Source organism: Halostella salina (genome assembly GCF_003675855.1).
Lineage (GTDB): Archaea > Halobacteriota > Halobacteria > Halobacteriales > Natronoarchaeaceae > Halostella > Halostella salina.
Window position 1 is genome coordinate 121,946 of record NZ_RCIH01000007.1, and the last position, 17,162, is coordinate 139,107.

At 70.2% G+C, this 17,162-nt stretch carries 15 protein-coding genes and 1 pseudogene; 2 read left to right on the forward strand and 14 right to left on the reverse strand.

Translation table 11 applies throughout. The features are described 5' to 3' along the window. Nucleotides 1–201: 201 nt before the first annotated feature. A pseudogene (locus tag D8896_RS20150) lies at nt 202–650 on the forward strand (DUF84 family protein). Nucleotides 651–668: 18 nt separating this feature from the next. Here D8896_RS20150 and D8896_RS14285 read toward each other — a convergent pair. After that, nucleotides 669–2,492, reverse strand: a complete 1,824-nt coding sequence (locus D8896_RS14285; protein WP_121822788.1) for a flippase-like domain-containing protein — start codon at nt 2,490–2,492, stop codon at nt 669–671. Nucleotides 2,493–2,714: 222 nt separating this feature from the next. Between D8896_RS14285 and D8896_RS14290 the strand changes: the two genes are divergently transcribed. Then, complete coding sequence (locus D8896_RS14290; protein WP_121822789.1) at nt 2,715–2,957, forward strand: DUF7123 family protein; 243 nt, start codon at nt 2,715–2,717, stop codon at nt 2,955–2,957. A 39-nt stretch (nt 2,958–2,996) separates the two neighbouring features. On the opposite strand, the gene D8896_RS14295 is transcribed toward D8896_RS14290, so the two are convergent. The 13 genes from D8896_RS14295 to D8896_RS14355 all read right to left on the reverse strand — a co-directional run bounded on the left by D8896_RS14295 (nt 2,997) and on the right by D8896_RS14355 (nt 17,136). Continuing rightward, nucleotides 2,997–3,617, reverse strand: a complete 621-nt coding sequence (locus D8896_RS14295; RefSeq protein WP_121822790.1) for a winged helix-turn-helix transcriptional regulator — start codon at nt 3,615–3,617, stop codon at nt 2,997–2,999. A 38-nt stretch (nt 3,618–3,655) separates the two neighbouring features. After that, on the reverse strand, nt 3,656–4,816 hold the full coding sequence (locus D8896_RS14300; RefSeq protein WP_121822791.1) for an SPFH domain-containing protein: 1,161 nt from the start codon (nt 4,814–4,816) through the stop codon (nt 3,656–3,658). 52 nt (nt 4,817–4,868) lie between these two features. Next, a complete protein-coding gene (locus D8896_RS14305; protein ID WP_121822792.1) occupies nt 4,869–5,546 on the reverse strand; it encodes an NfeD family protein in 678 nt (225 codons plus the stop codon). A gap of 72 nt (nt 5,547–5,618) precedes the next feature. Then, nucleotides 5,619–5,909, reverse strand: coding sequence for a DUF7312 domain-containing protein (locus D8896_RS14310; protein WP_121822793.1), 291 nt, complete (start codon nt 5,907–5,909; stop codon nt 5,619–5,621). 47 nt (nt 5,910–5,956) lie between these two features. Next, nucleotides 5,957–6,784 carry an ABC transporter permease subunit gene (locus D8896_RS14315; RefSeq protein WP_121822794.1) on the reverse strand — a complete coding sequence of 276 codons (828 nt, stop codon included), beginning with the start codon at nt 6,782–6,784 and terminating at the stop codon, nt 5,957–5,959. After that, a complete protein-coding gene (locus D8896_RS14320; RefSeq protein ID WP_121822795.1) occupies nt 6,784–7,536 on the reverse strand; it encodes an ABC transporter ATP-binding protein in 753 nt (250 codons plus the stop codon). Before D8896_RS14320 ends, D8896_RS14315 begins: the two co-directional genes overlap by 1 nt. Next, nucleotides 7,533–9,464: a NosD domain-containing protein gene (locus D8896_RS14325; RefSeq protein ID WP_121822796.1), complete on the reverse strand. Its 1,932-nt coding sequence runs from the start codon at nt 9,462–9,464 to the stop codon at nt 7,533–7,535. The genes D8896_RS14320 and D8896_RS14325 overlap by 4 nt, the downstream gene beginning before the upstream one ends. A gap of 7 nt (nt 9,465–9,471) precedes the next feature. Then, on the reverse strand, nt 9,472–10,092 hold the full coding sequence (locus D8896_RS14330) for a nitrous oxide reductase accessory protein NosL (RefSeq protein WP_121822797.1): 621 nt from the start codon (nt 10,090–10,092) through the stop codon (nt 9,472–9,474). Between the two features lie 235 nt (nt 10,093–10,327). Beyond that, entirely contained in the window at nt 10,328–12,082 is a 1,755-nt protein-coding gene (gene pyk / locus D8896_RS14335) for a pyruvate kinase (RefSeq protein WP_121822798.1), read from the reverse strand. An 87-nt stretch (nt 12,083–12,169) separates the two neighbouring features. Next, the gene (metG, locus tag D8896_RS14340) at nt 12,170–14,290 is read right to left on the reverse strand and encodes a methionine--tRNA ligase (RefSeq protein WP_121822799.1); all 2,121 of its coding nucleotides are present in this window, start codon (nt 14,288–14,290) and stop codon (nt 12,170–12,172) included. Nucleotides 14,291–14,562: 272 nt separating this feature from the next. Then, entirely contained in the window at nt 14,563–15,174 is a 612-nt protein-coding gene (locus D8896_RS14345) for a YqaA family protein (RefSeq protein WP_121822800.1), read from the reverse strand. A 60-nt stretch (nt 15,175–15,234) separates the two neighbouring features. Continuing rightward, on the reverse strand, nt 15,235–16,308 hold the full coding sequence (mfnA, locus tag D8896_RS14350; RefSeq protein WP_121822801.1) for a tyrosine decarboxylase MfnA: 1,074 nt from the start codon (nt 16,306–16,308) through the stop codon (nt 15,235–15,237). Nucleotides 16,309–16,347: 39 nt separating this feature from the next. Then, nucleotides 16,348–17,136, reverse strand: coding sequence for a DUF7537 family lipoprotein (locus D8896_RS14355; RefSeq protein WP_121822802.1), 789 nt, complete (start codon nt 17,134–17,136; stop codon nt 16,348–16,350). Nucleotides 17,137–17,162: the final 26 nt, after the last annotated feature.

A 17,162-nucleotide genomic window follows, 5' to 3' on the forward strand; every position in this document is an offset into this window, starting at 1 on the left:
GGAAGCTACCCGGGGAGATCGCTCGGAAAAATCCCGGAGATGGTTCCTTACTTTCCACATTCGGGGGCAAACTATTTATATGCTTCGGAATAACGTCCGTTTTCGGACTGAAACGGGCGTTTTCGTGCCGGTCGGGACCGGCCCGGAGTGTCCCGACCGCCGAACGGCAACGCTCTCGTCGCTGGAGCCGAACCGGCGAGTATGGACGTCGGCGTCGGCAGCGGTAACCCGGTCAAGGTAGCGGCGACGGAACGAGTCCTCGCGGGACGCGGCGCGTCGGTCGAAGCGGTTCCGGTCGACTCGGGCGTGAGCGAACAGCCCCGCGGCCGCGCCGAGACGGTAACCGGCGCGGAGACCCGCGCCCGCCGGGCGTCGACGGGCTGTTCCTGATCATGTGGGCCGCCGTCACCGACGGAACCCGGACGGGCCGCGGCGGCGGGCCGAGCCTGCGACTTCCCGACGACATCGCCGCCAGAGTCGACGACGGTGAGGAACTCGGCCCGGTGATGGACGACGTGCTGGACCGGAACGGCGTCGCCCGGGAGGGCGGCGCGGCGGGCGCGCTCACGGACGGCGCGGTCGACCGTGAGGGGGCGCTTTCGACGGCCGTCGCCGGCGCGCTCGGCCCGTTCGTCACGGACCTGTACTGATCGCGTCGCGGGACCGCGCTAATCGGTGTCGACTGCGGCGGTCTCGCGGGCGTCGGCGCTCTCCTCGACGGCCGTCGTCAGCGAGACGTTGAACAGCAGCATCGAGGCGACGCCCCCGACGATCGTGACGACGTTTTTCACGGCGTGGTCGACGATGGCGGCCGCGAGTGCGACGCCCCAGCCGATCGGCGTCAGGCCGACGACCAGCGCGGTGAACGCGCCCTCGTACAGGCCGACGCCGCCCGGCGACAGCGGCAGCACCTTCGCCAGGTTGCCGACGCTCACCGCGAAGAAGCCGACCGCGAGCAGCGTCGGGAGCGCCAGATCGACGCCGTCGAAGGCAGCGAGCACGACGATGGCCGTCACCACGTCCAGCCCCCAGATGAGGAGGCTGGACGCACCGACGCGGACGAACGCGCGGCCGTTCCCGGCGACCGCCTGCACGTCGCCCGCGAACTGCTCGACGACGCCCGCGACGTACTCGGCGTAGCTGTCCGAACTGAGCCGCGTCACGCCCTCGCGGACGAGGTTGCGGTCCGAGCGGGCGGTGGCGACGATGAGCGCGACGCCGGCGATGGCCGCGGCTCCGACGCCGGCGGCGACCGTCACCGCGTAGCGCCCGCTCTGGCCCGCCTCGCGCCCGCTGCCGAACAGCGTCGACTCCAGCCCGCCGGTGCCGCCGGTCGCCGCGAGACCGAGGAACACCGCCCCGGCGAGTGTGGCGATCGTCAGCAGGTCGAACACGCGCTCGATCGCCAGCGACGCGAAGCCCGTCGGGTACGGGATCGACCGGCGGGCCTTCACCACGTACGCCCGGACCGCGTCGCCGGCCCGCGCGGGGAACACGAGGTTGCCCGTCTGGCTGATGAACACCGCGCCCGTGAGGAAGCCGACGCGCTCCTCGTACCCCAGTTCCGCGAGGATGTCGCGGTAGCGCACGCCCCGGAGCGGCCAGGAGAGCAGGTAGATGACCGCCGAGAGCGCCACCAGCCCCCTGTCGGCCCCGGCCATGCTGTCGATGACTCGCTCGGGGTCGAGATACTGCGTCATCAGCGCGAGCGCGACGACGACCAGCAGCGTCCCCGCGCCCAGCGTCACGCGGCGGTCGATCCGCGGCGAGACGGCGACCTGCCACCACGTCCGGAGGATCGCGCTGCCCATCCCGAACACGTCGCGGACCAGATCGACTTTCGTGTCGCCCTTCGGCGTCCAGTCGACCGGGAACTCCTTGACGCGGTAGCCCGACCGCTGGGCGCGGACGAGCACCTCCGTGTCCCAGAACCAGTGGTCGTCGTCCACGTCGTCGAGCAGCGCCTCCAGCGCCGCGCGGTCGAACGCCTTGAACCCGCACTGGTGGTCGCGGAGGTTCGACCGGAGGAACAGCCGGACGAGCGCGTTGTACCCCCGGCTCGGCACGCCGCGCTTGGCCGGGCGGTCGGCCTCGCGCCCCTCGATCCAGCGCGAGCCGGTCGCCACGTCGTACTCGCCGGAGCGGACGCTCTCGACGAGCTCCTCCAGGTGGCGCATATCCGTCGCCATGTCCGTGTCGAAGTAGACGAGCGTGTCGCCGTCCGCCTCCTCGAACGCCCGCTCCAGCGCGCCGCCCCGGCCCAGACGCTCGTCGCTGTGGACGTGGCGCACGCGCTCGTCCGCGGCGGCGAGTTCGTCGGCGATCTCGGGGGTCCGGTCGTCGCAGCCGTCCTCGGCGACCAGCACCTCGAACGTGCCCGCCGGGAGGAAGTCGGCGAGGGTGGAAAGCGTCGTCTCGACCGTCTCTCGGATCGTCGCCTCCTCGTTGTACGCGGGGAGAACGACGCTGACCTCGACCGCCGGGGGACTCATTGGTGGCCATCGCAACCGCGCGTGTAAGAATTTTCTGGATACCGGTCGCGCCGAACCGCGATGGAAACCGGGACCGGTGGGTAAGCCACCGTTTCCCGCCCGTACCAACCCGCGCCTCCACCCACCGAAGAACCGGATTTCCGATCCCGGAAACCGCAAGCAAGCGACGGATTAACCGGGCGTACCAAACCCCCTAAGGTCGTCACCATCCTCCCCGGTAGTATGAGCACGACCGCCACACCAGTCGCCGCCGACCTCACCGACAAGCAGGAGCGCATCCTCGACTACCTCCGCGAGCACGCCGACACGAAGACGTACTTCAAATCGCGGCTCATCGGCGAGGACCTCAACATGACCGCCAAGGAGGTCGGCACCAACATGACCGCGATCCGTGACGGCGACGCCGACGTGGACGTGGAGAAGTGGGGGTACTCGTCCAGCACGACGTGGAAAGTGACGGCGTAGGTCGTACGTGGCCGCGTCGAAACCGGGGACGAGGCCGAATCAGGGATCGAACCGGATCAGCCCGTCGGCGTCCGCCGCGAGCGCGGCGGCGTCGGGACCGAAGGAGTCCGCGTACCGCACCAAAAGCGTCAGCACCGTCTCCGGCTCCTCGACCGCGTAGCCGTCCTCGCGGGAGAGCAGACCGGCCTCCTCTAGCTCGCCGGCGTACTTGCTGACCGTCGGCCGGGACACGTCGAGCGCGTCCGCCAGTTCCGACCCCGTCGCCGTCGGGTCCCGGAGGAGTTCGACGAGCATCCCGCGGGGCGTCTCCCGGCGCAGGTAGCCCAGCGCCACCTGCTCGAACGCGGAGAACCGGCCGGCCGGGTAGAAGCGACGGTAGTCGCCGTCCTTCCGGCTCTCGACGGCACCCGCCGACTCGAGCTGTCGGAGGTGGTGCTGGGTCTCGCCGGTGCCCAGTTGCAGGTCGTCACGGAGCTTCGAGAAGTGCGCGCCCGGCGTCGTCGTCACGTAGCCCGCGATGGCGTCGCGCGCGTCGCTACTGCTCTCGGACTCGGTCGAGTCCCCGTCGCGGAAGCGAGCGAGCGGGCTGGCGGCTCCGACGGCTGCGAACCGGCGGAGCGTCGCGCGCTTGCTCTCGTCCACGTCGCGGGGACCGTCCATTAGGGTGGCGTTACACGGTGGGGGGTAAAACCCCTTCGCTAGTCGTTCTTGGATTCGCTCTCGTCGTCGCCGGGCGACCCGGCGTCGGCGTTGAAGTTCTGATCCATGTCCTCGATGACCTCGTCGGGGTCACGGATGCTGGCCGCGTCCTCGCCCTGCTTGATGGCCTGGGCCTCCTGTTCCATCGCCTCGACGTCCATCTGGGCCTCCTCGTCGATCTGGCCGAGGATCTCGTCGATGTCGTCCAGCCCGAGCATCTGCCGGGTTTCGGCGTCGAACTCGAGGCTGTCGAGGTCGGCCTCGCCCTCCTTCACGTCGCTGCCGGTGAGGTGTTTGCCGTACCGGCCGAGCATGGAGGACAGCTCCTGGGGCAGGACGAAGGTGGTCGACTCGCCCTGGCCGATCGCTTCGAGCGTCTCCATCCCTTTGTCGATGACCGCGCGCTCGCCCATCGATTCGGCGGACTTCGCGCGGAGCACCGTGGAGATGGCGTCACCCTGCGCCTCGAGGATCTGGCTCTGCTTCTCACCCTGTGCGCGGATGATGTTGGACTGCTTGTCACCTTCCGCCTTCTCGACGGCGCTGCGCCGTTCGCCCTGCGCTTCGAGGATCATGGCACGGCGGCGGCGCTCGGCGGAGGTCTGCTGCTCCATCGCCTGCTGGACGTCCTTCGAGGGGTTGACCTCGCGGACCTCGACGCTCTCGACGCGGATCCCCCATTCGTCGGTGGGCTCGTCGAGTTCGGTGCGGATCTTCGAGTTGATCTGCTGGCGCTTGTTGAGCGTGTCGTCGAGTTCCATGTCGCCGAGCACGGCACGCAGCGTCGTCTGCGCGAGGTTCGAGACGGCGCGCTTGTAGTTCTCGACCTCGAGGAACGCCTTCTTGGCGTCCATCACCTTGATGTAGACGACGGCGTCGGCCGTCACCGGCGAGTTGTCGCGGGTGATCGCTTCCTGGCGGGGCACGTCCAGGGTCTGTGTCCGCATGTCGAAGCGGTGCGTGTTACTGACGAACGGCGGGACGATGTTGATACCGGGTTCGAGCAGCTTCCGGTACTCGCCGAACACCGTCAACGCGCGCTTCTCGGTTGCGTCGACGATCTCGACCATGCTGTACACGGTCACCACGGCAAGCACCAGGAACAGCAACGCCACGACCGTCAGCGTCGGTGTCACCTGGAGGATGGTGTGATACCACATAATCTTCCCTTAGGGCAGTGACGTAAAAAGCGTTCCCGTCCGAACGGCCGATCTACCCCGTCGATTCCGGTTCGGTGTCGGTCTCCTCGTCGGTTGCGCCGGGGTCGTCGACGCCTGTGTCCCCCTCGGCGCGGTCAGTCGCGTCGTCGGTCCGCGCCGCGTCGCTCCCGTCGCCGTCGGGCGCGGCGCGCTCCGCGGGGTCGGTTCGCTCGCGCGCGAGTTCGCGGTCGATGTCGTCGCGGTGGTCGGCTTCGAGCGACTGGACCGTGACGACGTTGCCGCCGCCCGGGTCGACGACGATGACCTCCTCGCCCTCCGGTATCTCGCCGTCGAGGCTCCGGGCCTGGTAGTACGGGTTGAAGCCGGCGTCCTGCAGTTTCACCTGCCCTCCGGTCTCGGTGACGCGCTCCGTGACGCGCCCGACCTTCCCCGAGAGGGAGTCAGAGTCGCTCGTCCGCCCCGACTCCTTCCCGCCGTAGAAGTCGAACTCGCGGTAGATGAACAGCGTCGCCGCGCCGATGACGAACACCAGCCCCGCGAGCACCAGCGGCGTCGCGAGGCTCCCGAGCGCGAGACCGAGCAGCCCGGCCAGGAGCAGCGCCACGCCGAGGACGATGAAGTGTGCACCCGGAGCGAACGCCTCCAGAACGACGAGGACGAACCCGGCGATAGTCAGGAGGAGTGGAAGACTGCCCCCGTCACCGAGGATCTGCAGTAGCGTCGGAGCCATGCTCGGCCCTAGGGCCCGTGACTGATTAACATTTTTGCAGACGGCGCGGCAGCGTTCGCAGGTTGCTCCCGGTCAGGGGGCGAAAACCATCACCACGCGGACGATGATGCCGACCGTCACGAGCGCGCCGAGCACGACGAAGGCGGCGTTCTCCAGCGATGGCGTGCCGGGTTCGATCGCCTCGCGCTCGTCGACGATCCCCTCATCGTCGACCTCGTCCAGTTCGAACTTCCACTCCTCGGCCTCGGCGTCGTCGGGGGATTCGCTCGCCGGGTCGCCGGGCCCTGGGTCGTCGTCGGCCCACCCGTCGGGACCCGGGTCGTCGGTCCCGGTGTCGCGCCCGGACGCGGAGTCGTCAGCCATGTCTCACCGTGGGACCGCCGGACGCAAAAGTTCGCCGGTCCCCCGCACTACGATACGTCGGGCCACACCGCCGCGGTCGCAAGGCCGAGCGCGGCGACGACCCACGTCAGCAGACCGAGAGCGCTCACGACGGGTGATGCCGTCGCAGCAGCGGGCGGCTCCGCGAGCGCGGGCCGGATCGCGAGTTCGAGCACCAGCCCGCGGAAGCCGCTTGCGGGGCTCAGTCCGTTGAGGCCCGCGATCGCGCCCCCGCCGACCACGTCGGCGGAGACGAGCGTGACGAGCAGCAGGTCGATCCCGACCGCGACGGCGAGCAGCACCCCGACGGCGGCGGCGAGCGCCTCGCGCTTCGTCCGCGTCGCCGCCGAGACGGCGAGCGCGAGCGCGGCGACGACGACCGCGTACACCGCGGCGAAGAGCACGAAGCGCGCGTAGACCACGAGCGTGTCCCCGGCGGAGTGGGTCGCAAAGAACGAGGACGTGGGTCCGGTCCCGAGGCTGGCGACGGCCCCGGCAGCGCCGAGGGAGGCCAGCACGACCACCAGCAGGGCGGCCGTGCGGCCGACGAACACGCCGAGCACGTAGTCCGCCCGCGACACGTCGTACGTCCGGATCACGGCCAGTTCGCCCCGCTCGTCGTCGCCGCGCACGGACCGGTAGACGTACGCGAACGCCAGCGTCGGCACCAGCACTTCAACCGGCAACAGCAGGTCGTACGTCAGCGACACGTAGCCGCCGGGAGACCCCCGCGCCACGCCGCCGAGACCGACGACGACCGCGGCGAAGACGGCGGCGACGGCGACGACCGTCCGACTGCGGAGGAGTGTCCTGAGCTCCCGGTCGACGACGGCGAACACGCGGTCGCGTCGCCGCATCACTCGTCACCTCCCGAGCGTGCAGCCCGAACGTCGACCGCTCCACGGGCTTCCCCACCGACCGACGCGGAGAACGCCTCGCGGAGGCTGTCGCTGTCGGTCGCGTCGCACAGCGCCGCCGGCGGCCCGTCGAGGACGAACTCGCCGCCGCCGAGCGCGAGGACGCGGTCGGCGCGCTCTTCGATGGCAGCGAGGTCGTGGGACGCGATGACGACGAGTCGGTCGTCGGCCGCGATCGCCTCGACGACGTCGAAGATGTGGTCGGCGACGTCCGGGTCGAGGCCGCTCGTTGGCTCGTCGAGCACGAGCGCCGGCGGGTCGCCGACGAGCGCCTGGGCGACGCCGAGCAGCCGGGTCATTCCGCCGGAGAGTGCGGTCACGGGGCGGTCCCGCGCGTCGCCGAGGCCGACCCGCTCCAGCAGCGCGTCCGTGTCGACCTCGGCATCGACGAGGCGGGCGTAGAATCCAAGCGTCTCGGCGACGCTGAAGCCCGCCCGGAACCGGGGTTGCTGCGGGAGGTACGCGACCGGACGAGCGGTCCCGGTCGGGCGACCGACCGCGCCCGAGTCCGGCGCGCGGAGGCCGGCGAGCAGTTCGAGCACCGTCGTCTTCCCGGAGCCGTTCGGCCCGACGAGCGCCGTCAGGTCGCCCGCCCGAAGTTCGACCCCGGCGTCGTCGAGCACCGTCACGTCGCCGAAGGCAAACGACGCAGCGTCGAGCGTCAGCGGCGCGTCGGTCGGCGTCTCGGTCATGCGTCCCCCCCCCCGGCCGTCGCGTTGGTCGTCCCGCGGACCGTCGTCAGCACGTCGGGGCGGGCCGGCCGCACTCGCGGCGCCGTGTCGATGACCCCGGTCGAACGCAACCCGGGGACGCTGTCCTCCACGCCGCGTTCGAGGCCGATCGCGGGGGACCGCGCGAGCGTCCACGACCCCGCCGTGTCCTGAAGCAGGCGGTCGACACCGCCCGTAGGCCTGTAGGTTCGATCGTACATCCCGTCGCCGTCCCCGTCCGCGCTCGGCATCGGGCCCCAGTAGTTCCCAGCACCCGTGACGGTCCACACGCGGAGGGGGCCGCGGCCGGCCGTCACGGCCTGTCGATTGTCGACGATGTCGTTGTCGGTGACGAGGTTCGTCGGCAGCCCCGACCCGCTCCGGATCCCGATCCCGTTTGCGACGATCGTGTTGCGCTCGATCAGCGACTGTCTGCCGAGCACGTCGAGGCCGCGACCGTTGTCCGCGAGAACGTTCCCGGCGTAGTAGGAGTTCGACCCCGCGACCGAGAGGCCGATCTCGGAGTCCCGGACGTCGTTCCCGACCACGAGGTTCCCGGTGGGACGCGTCATGATGATGATCCCGGTCCGCTCGTCGCGAACGGTGTTGTTCCGCACGAGGCTGCCGGACGTGTACATCTCGTGGACGCCGAAGCGGCCCCCGGAAAACTCGTTGTCGCGCACGACGATGCCGTCGCTGCGGTGGGTGTAGATGCCGTCACGTCCACCCCGGAACCGGCTGTCCTCGACGACGATCTCGTCGTACATCGCAACCAGACCCATGAACCCCGCCTCGGTGCCGCCGCTCAGGTTCAGGTCCACGTCCCGGATCACCGTGCCTCGACTGTGGAGGACGATGATCCCGGACGCTGGAGTGTCGATGGCGACGTCCTCGACGAGCGAGCGATTCGCCGCGGACAGCGCGACCGCCGCATCCCCGCGGCCGTACGCCAGCTCGACGTTCTCGGACCAGCCGAGGTCCTCGAGCTGGGACTCGTTGAGCTCGGCCCGCCTGCTCCCGACGTCGCCGACTCCGTCTATCCGCAGGTCCACGAGGCCGACGCGGTCGGCGTTGATCCGGACGACGGTCCCGTTCCCGTCGCCGCGGATGTGGGTCGCCGGGCCGACTCCCTCGATGGTCACGGATTTGTTGACCGCGAGGCCGTCGGTCCGATACGTGCCAGCTGGCACCTCGACGGTAGTGTTCGGCGGCGCTTCGGCGACGGCCGCCTCGATCGTCGGCGCATCCCGCCCGACGACGACCGCGGTCGGACGGTCACGGAGCGACCGCGCGGACGCGACGGTGTCGTCCGCCCAGGTCGAGCGGTTCTCGACGGCCGACCGGAACCGCTCCCGCGTCAGCGGGTTCCCGGGGTCGGCTGCCGATGCAACCTCGGACCACGGGACGACCCGACCGCCGTACTCGTCGGCGAACGACTCGGCGGCCGCGCGCTCGGAGAAGGGGACAGCGATCCGTCCGCTCGGGAGGCGCGCACGGCTGTCCACGACGACGAACGTCCCGTCGGCCGGAACGAACCCCGCGTATCGCGTCGTCTGCAGATACCCCTCGTCGGTGAGCGTGGCGTTCGTGTCGGTGTAGTCCGAGACGAAGACGGCCACCGTCCGGCCGAACTGCCGCTGGTGGCCCGTGCGAGACTGCTCGGCGACGTACGACCCGATCCCGTTGAATCCGACCACGTACTCGAAGCCGGAGTAGTACGCCTCGACTCGCGGGACCGACAGCCCGCGCTCGTCGGCCTCCCGGATGTCGGTCCCCGTGAGGCCGAGGTCGTAGGTATCCTCGAACGGTGCGGGTTCGAGCCCCTCGCCACCCGGAACGGGAACGACGAGCGAGTAGCTCAACGCGAGCAACGTGACGGCGAGCAGCACCGTCAGGTCGCGCCCGAGCATCACCGGGTCACATCCCGAGCTCGGCGATCATCGCCGGCGTCACATCGTCGAACGCCGCCAGTTCCCCGCCGTGGTCGGACCGGAACGCCTCCGCGTCGGCGCGGTCCGAGAACGCAATGAGGTCCCGTCCCATCGCGCCGACCACCTCCGAGGCGACGACGAACGTGACCTCTGTCGCGTCCACGAACGCGTCGGCGGTCGTGTGCGTGGAGATGAGCTGCTGGCCGCCATCCGTGCGGACCTCGTAGTCGACGGTCGAGTAGTCGGTGACGTAGAACGCCTCGCGTGTCCAGTCCTCGCGCTCGAAGTCGAACTGGAACGCCTCCCACGTGCTGTCGAACCGCGCCGGGTTGTCGTGCCCGTTTGGCTGCTCGTCGGCGTAAAACACTTCCGTGGTCGGACCGGGATGCCTGGTGATCACCATCCCGCAGACGTCGCACTCGGCGTTCGCTGGCACGTCGACCGCCGCGGGTGCGGCCGCATTGTCGTCGCTCCCGCCCAGACAGCCTGCGATCCCGACTGCCGCGGCCGTACCCGCGATGCCGATCAGCCGTCGGCGCGTCGGTCCATCGTTCCCGCTGTCGGTTCGCCCGTTCGTCCCGTCGTCACAGTAGTCGTGAGTTGTCATTTGCTGGGAGATCCGTGGCCAGCCCTCGCCGCGTCGCGCGTTCGGTGTCCGCTCCCCGATACTGTCGTTTGAACGTAGTGCCGTGTGGAGTAAAGGGATATTGGTGCACGTCTCTAACGGGCTGCGATGGTTCGCTCCGGGGCGTGGTCCGCAACCGTCGACAGTCGACGCGAAACGGACTGGCCCAGACCGTCCGAGGTGGAGCTCACCGTGGCCGATCAGGCTGCCCCGTCGCTCACCGCGGTCGGTCGGCCTGTGCGGCCTCCACGTCGCCCTCGTAGACGACGCCGCGTTCGGCGTCGAGCGTGACGACCGTCCCGTCCGCGGCGTCGAGCGCCGCCCCGCTGATCATCGGGATGCCGAGTTCCCGGGCGACCAGCGCCGGGTAGCCGGTCATCCCGGACGCGGCGTCGACGATACCGCCGAGTTTCTCCGCGTCGCCGTCGAACTCGCCCTCGAACGACTCGTCGAGCGCGAGGATCGCTCCCTCGGGCACGGCCGACAGGTCCCCGTCGGCCGAGCCAGCGACCGGGCCGACGACGCGGCCGACGACGACGCTCCGGCCGGTCACCAGCGTCTCGGCGGCGACGTGGACCTTCAGCATGTTCGTCGTGCTCGCGCCCTCAAGTTCGGTCATCATCCCCGAGAGGACGACGACGGTGTCGCCGCTCTCGGCGACGCCGGCGGACAGCGCCGCGCCGACGGCGTTTTCGATGACGGCGTCGGCCCCCTCGTCGGCCAGCGGCGCGTACTGGGGGTTGACGCCCCACGACAGCGCGAGCTGGCGGCGGACGCGGTCGTTCGGCGTCGACGCGACGACGGGGACCGCGGGCCGGAACTTCGCGGTCTTGAGCGCGGTGTAGCCGGACTCGCTGGCCGCGACGATGGCGTCGGCACCGATGTCCCGCGCGAGGTACCGGGCCGACCGGGCGATCGCGTCGGTGCGGGCGTCCCCGGCCGTCGGCACGCGCTGCTCGCGGAGTTCGGCGTACTCCTCGCTCCGCTCGACCTGCCGGACGATGCGGTCCATCGCCTCGACGACGCGCACCGGGTGGTCGCCGATCGCCGTCTCGCCGGACAGCATCACGCCGTCCGTGCCGTCGATGACGGCGTTGGCCACGTCGGAGGCCTCGGCGCGGGTCGGCCGCCGCGCGGAGACCATCGAGTCGAGCATCTCCGTCGCCGTGATGACCGGCACGCCCGCGTCCCGGCACGTCCGGATGATCCGCTTCTGGATCATCGGCACGTCCTCCATCGGGCACTCGACGCCGAGGTCGCCGCGGGCGACCATCACGCCGTAGGCCGCGTCGACGATCTCCTCCAGGTTCTCGACGGCCCCCGCGCGCTCTATCTTCGCGATGATCGGGATGTCGGCGTCGAGTTCCTCCAGCACCTCGCTGACCTCGTACACGTCGTCGGCGTCGCGGACGAACGAGGCGGCGACGAAGTCGGCGTTCTTCTCGGCGGCGAGTTCGAGGTCCTTCCGGTCGTTCTCCGTGACCACGTCGAGGTTCAGGTCGACGCCGGGGATGTTCACGCCCTTCCGGCCGGGGAGTTCGCCGCCGTCGTCGACGTGTGCGACGACCGCGTCGCCCTCGGTGCGCAGGACGGTGGTCTGGATCCGGCCGTCGTCGAGCAGGATGCGGTCGCCCTCGCCGACGCCCTCGATGGGGAGCGAGAGGCCGACCTCCTCGGAATTCGCGTGGTCGCCCTGCACGAACCGGACCTCGGTGTCCTCTTCGAGGAAGATGGAGTCGTCGAGCGGTGCGGTGCGGATCTCGGGGCCCTGCAGGTCGACCATCGCGGCCAGGGGGTCCTTCGTGGCGTCGTCGACCTCGCGGATGCGGTCGATGACGGCGGCGCGGTCCTCGCGCGAGCCGTGGCTCGCGTTCAGGCGCGCGACGGACATGCCCGCGTCGGCCAGCTCCCGGATGGTCGACCGGGACTCGGAGGCCGGGCCGAGCGTACAGACGATCTTCGCGTTTCTCATGCGTGGCGGTACGCCTGTCCCCGTCAAAAAGTGCGGTGTTCCGCGCGCGACGAACACGGGCCGTTCCCGGCCGATAGCGGGCGTTTCCTACCTGATCTTTGTGCCGGGTTCGGCGTCCTCGTGGGTCGTGAGCAGGTCCGCCTGCTCGCCCGCCGCGAGCACCATCCCGTTGCTCTCGACGCCGAACAGTTCGGCCTGCTCCAGGTTGACGAGGACGACCACGTTCGTCCCGGGGAGCGCGTCCACGTCGTGGAGCTGTTTCAGCCCCGCGACGATCTGGCGGGTCTCCGGGCCAACGTCGACCTCCAGTCGGACGAGTTCGTCCGCGCCCTCGATCCCCTCGGCGGTCTCGATGCGGCCGACGCGCATGTCGAGTTCCTGGAACTCCTCGAACCCGATGCGGTCGTCGGCAAGCGGCTCGATCTCGATGTCGGCGTCGCTCATCTCGCCGTCGGCTTCGTCGGCCTGCCCCTCGTCGCTTTCGGTCGCTTCCGCGACGCGGGCCTCGAGCTTCTCGTTCAGTTCGGCGACGCGCTCGTCCTCGATCCCGTCGAACAGCTCCGTCGGCTCCGCGAACTCGTCGGCCGGCGGTTCGAGCGCCGCCTCGACGGTGGCCTCGCTCACGTCGCCGTCCTCGCCGAGCTGCTCCCAGAGGGCCTGGGCCTTGCCGGGCGTGAACGGCTCCATGAGGACGCCGACGGCCTTGGCGATCTGGACGCAGTCGCGGATCACCTGCGCGGCCTCGTCGGGCGCGTCGTCGACGAGCTTCCAGGGCTCGTTGCGCTGGATGTACTCGTTGCCAAAGCGCGCCAGGTCGACCGCGGCCTCGCTGGCCTCGCGCGGCGAGTAGTCGTTGACCGCCGCGCGGAACTCGTCGACGGCGTCCTCGACACGCTCCCGGACCTCGCCGGAGAGGTCGGCGTCGGGCGTACCGCCGTAGTTCCGGTGGGCAAACAGCATGCTCCGGTACCAGAAGTTGCCGACGGTGCCGACGAGTTCGCCGTTGACGCGGTCCTGGAACTTCTCCCAGGAGAAGTCCACGTCCTGCTGGAACCCGCCGTTGGTCGCGAGGTAGTACCGCAGGAGGTCCTCGTGGAACCCCTCGTCGAGATACTCCCGCGCCCACACGGCGCGGTTCCGCGAGGTGGAGAAGCCGTCGCCGTTCAGCGTCATGAAGCCGCTGGCCATCACCGACCGCGGCTCCTGGTACTCCGCGACGTGGAGCATCGCGGGCCAGAAGATCGTGTGGTGCTGGATGATGTCGCGGCCGATGACGTGGACGATCTCGCCCGACTCCTTCCAGGCCTGCTCCCAGTCGTACTCGTCGCGCCCGACGCGCTCGCTGTACTGCTTGGTCGAGGCGACGTACTCGATGGGCGCGTCGACCCAGACGTACAGCACCAGATCGTCTTCAGCGCGGGACTCCGTCCCGCGGGCCTCCGCGTCCTCGTCGGACGCGGAGACGTCCGGGTAGTCGATCCCCCAGTCGAGGTCGCGGGTGATACACCAGTCCTGCAGGCCGTCTTCGATCCACTGCCGGGGCTGGTTGCGGGCGTTGTCGGTGCCCTCCAGTCGGTCGAGGAAGCCCGAGAGGTAGTCCGACAGCTCCGAGACGCGGAAGAACTTGTGCGTCCGGTCGCGGTACTCCGCCGGGTTGCCGGTGATCGTGCTGACGGGGTCCTCGATCTCGCCGGGTTCGAGGTGGCGGCCACAGCCCTCGTCGCACTCGTCGCCGCGGGCGGTCTCGCCGCAGTACGGGCAGGTCCCCTCGACGTAGCGGTCGGGGAGGGGCTGGTCGTCCTCGGGGTCCCACGCGACCTTGATCTCCTTCTCGTACACGTACCCCGCCTCGTCGAGCTTCTCGACGATGTCGAGGGTCAGCTCCGTGTTCGTCTCGTCGTGGGTGTGGCCGTAGTTGTCGAAGTCGACGGCGAACTCGGGGAACGTCTCGGCGTACTGCTCGTGCCAGTCCAGCGCGAAGTCCTCGGGGTCGACGCCCTCCTGCTCGGCGTTGACGACGATCGGCGTGCCGTGCATGTCCGACCCGCTGACGAAGGCGGTCTCCTGGCCGAGCTTTTCGAGGGAGCGCGCAAAGGCGTCGCCCCCGACGTACGTCCGCAGGTGGCCGATGTGCAGGTCGCCGTTGGCGTACGGCAGCCCGCAGGTCACCACCGCGGGGTCCTCGGTGGGGAAGTCCTCGTGGCTCATGCTATGCTCTCTTGCCGGTGCGGGTGTAAAGCCCGCGGATCTCGGTCGTGTACATCGGTGCGTGGTCGCGTCGGCGTCGCTGTGCGGGCGGTGCGTTCGTGGCCGCGGGTTTCAGCGCCGCGCGACGGCCGCATGACCGGCCCGGGCGCGACGGTCCTCCCGACTGGTCCTGCCGCTACGGGCGCATAGAACGAGCGCGGCGACCGTCGGTTCGGAACACGGGGCGAGGTTGGCCGAGCGCGAGGATAAGCGCTTCGGAGCCGGGGACCGCGCTACAGGCCGAGCACGGAGATACCGAGCCCGATCCCGCCCATGGTGAGGAGCAGGCGGCCGACGCTCCCGGCGAAGGTAGCCGCAGCGAACCGGTAGTAGTCGCGTTCCAGCACCGCGAACGCGTAGATGGAGATGGTGTCGGGGAAGCCAGGGACACAGAGCGCGAGGGCGAGCCCCGCATAGCCGTACTCGCGGGCGAGTTCGACCGTCCGGTTCTCCGACCACGACACCACGTCGAACCGGGAGTTCCGGAGCGCGCGGATCACCGGTCCCGACTGTTTGGCCTCCTGTCCGATGTGGAACGCGAACACGCTCCCGGCCGCCTTGCCGATGCCGCTCGTGAGGAGGATCAGCGCGAAGTCGACGCTCTGGGGGAGACCGAACCCCATCCCGGCGTACCCCGGGAAGAGAACGACCTCGCTCGGCAACGGGAGGATAAAGGCGATCAGAAACGAGTAGACGAGGATCAACACGAGCCCGCTCACGCCGGTCGCCGTCTCGACGGCCGCGCGGAAGGCGCTGAAGTCCGGGCCGAACAATTCGGCCGCGATGCTCGAAGCGGGGAGGGCTGGGCCGAACAGCTGGGCCGCGACGCCCGCCACGGTCCCCATCGCGTCGGCCGGCGCGTGAGGGACTGGTCCGGTCACGGTCGAACCGTTGACCCTCGCATCCTAAGTGTTGACGTTTCGTCGCGGCCGGACCGAGTCGACGTCAGCGACGAACGACTCCAGCATCGTCCGCGTGACGTGGGGCATGCAGACGATCCGGAGCTCGTCGTCGCCGGTTCGCGAGATCCGCCAGCCTGCGTCGCGGAGCGCCTCGAACTCCCGCTCGGGCACGTCCGCCGCGACGAGGGGGAGCGTCGGCTCGACCACGTCGTAGCCGCGGTCGGTGAGCGCGGCGGCCAGCCACTCGGCGTCGGCCTGCGCGCGCTCGTACCCCTCGCGGTAGCCGTCGGGCCACAGTTCGTCTATCGCGGCCGCCGCGCTCGCGACGCCCGCCCCGCTCCGGGTCCCCGTCAGCGTCGCCTGACCGGTCGACTCCAGATACGGCGTGTCGACCGCGAGCGCGTCGAGCAGCGACTCGTCGCGGACGAGGAAGCCGCCGGCGGGGATCGCCGCCTGCCCGACCTTGTGGGGGTCTATCGTCATCGTGTCCACGGGGGCGTCCGCGAAGCTCCACTCGCGGTCGGTGAAGGGGAGGAAGAAGCCGCCCCAGGCGGCGTCGACGTGGAACAGGGCGTCGTGGTCCCGCGCGACCGCACCCAGTTCGGGGATCGGGTCAACGCGGCCGTACTCCGTCGTGCCGGCGACGCCGACGACGAGCGCCGTGTCGTCGTCGGCCAGTTCGCGGACCGCGTCCACGTCGGCCCGGTAGTCGTCGGACAGCGGCGCGAGGCGGAGGTCGACGTCCAGCACGCCCGCGGCCTTCCGAAACGAGAAGTGGACGCTCTCGGGGGCGACGACGTTCGGATTCGCGGCGTCGGCGAGGTTCCGGGCGGCCCGGACGGCCTGGATGTTCGCCTCGGTGCCGCCGCTGGCCACGTAGCCGACGGGGTCGTCCAGCCCGACGATCGCTCCGAGGTCGTCGACGACGCGCTCCTCCAGGTCGGCGACCGCCTCGTACGTCCCCGGGTCGCCGGGGTTGGTCGCCAGGAAGCGCTCGGCGGCCTCGCGCGCGGCCGGATGCGGCTCGGTGCACATCGACGAGAGGACCCGGCCGAAATCCTGCGGCTCGGCTCGCATGGCGTAGCGTACCGGCGACGGCGGTTTATCCGTTATCCTTTAGACCTCGTCGGTCCAGCCCGGGCGCGACACGTCGACCGACCCGTCGGCGTCGAGTTCGAACCGCACGTCGAGGGTCACGTTGCTCCCGCCGCTGGATCCTTCGAGATGGACCGCCAGTTCGCGGACTCGGCCGTCCGGTCCGACCGTGGCCGTCGACTCGTAGACGCTGACGTTCGCCGGGTCGATGCCGATGGCGTCGGAGCCGGTGTACCCCGTCGACCGGAGCGTCGTCACCGTCTCCCCGTCGACCGTTTCGGTCGATGCGACCTCGTAGGAGCCGGCGGACAGGTAGTTCGACAGCAGGAGGTGGCCCGACAGCTGCGGTCGGAGTTGGTCGGGGTCCATCGTCTCGTAGGCGGGTTCGCCGCCGGTGACGGTCCGGCTCACGGCGACCGACTCGTTGCCCCAGACGGTCTGATTCACCCGGCTGTTGCTGGCCCGGATGACGAACCTGCCGTCGTCGCCGACGGCGACGGCCCGGTCCGCGCCGGTCGTGACGTTCTGGCCGCCCTGTGAGAGGCGGTTGCGTTGCGTGATCTGCAGTGCGAACGCCTCGCCGGAGAGGCTGGCGTTGTGGGCCGCGGTCAGGGCGGTCGCGTTCGCGAGTTCGCCGCCGGCGACCCCGGGCGGCGTCGTGGCGTTCGCCGGCGTGTCGTTCGTCACCTCGCCCGCCGTCGTGTCGCTCGTCGGCGTTTCGGTCGCGTCGCCGCCGAAGATGCCGCTACAGCCGGCGAGGAGGACCATCGAAACCACGAGACCGACCGCCGCGGCTCGCTTCCAGCGCATTACCGGCTACTGACGCGGCCCGAGGT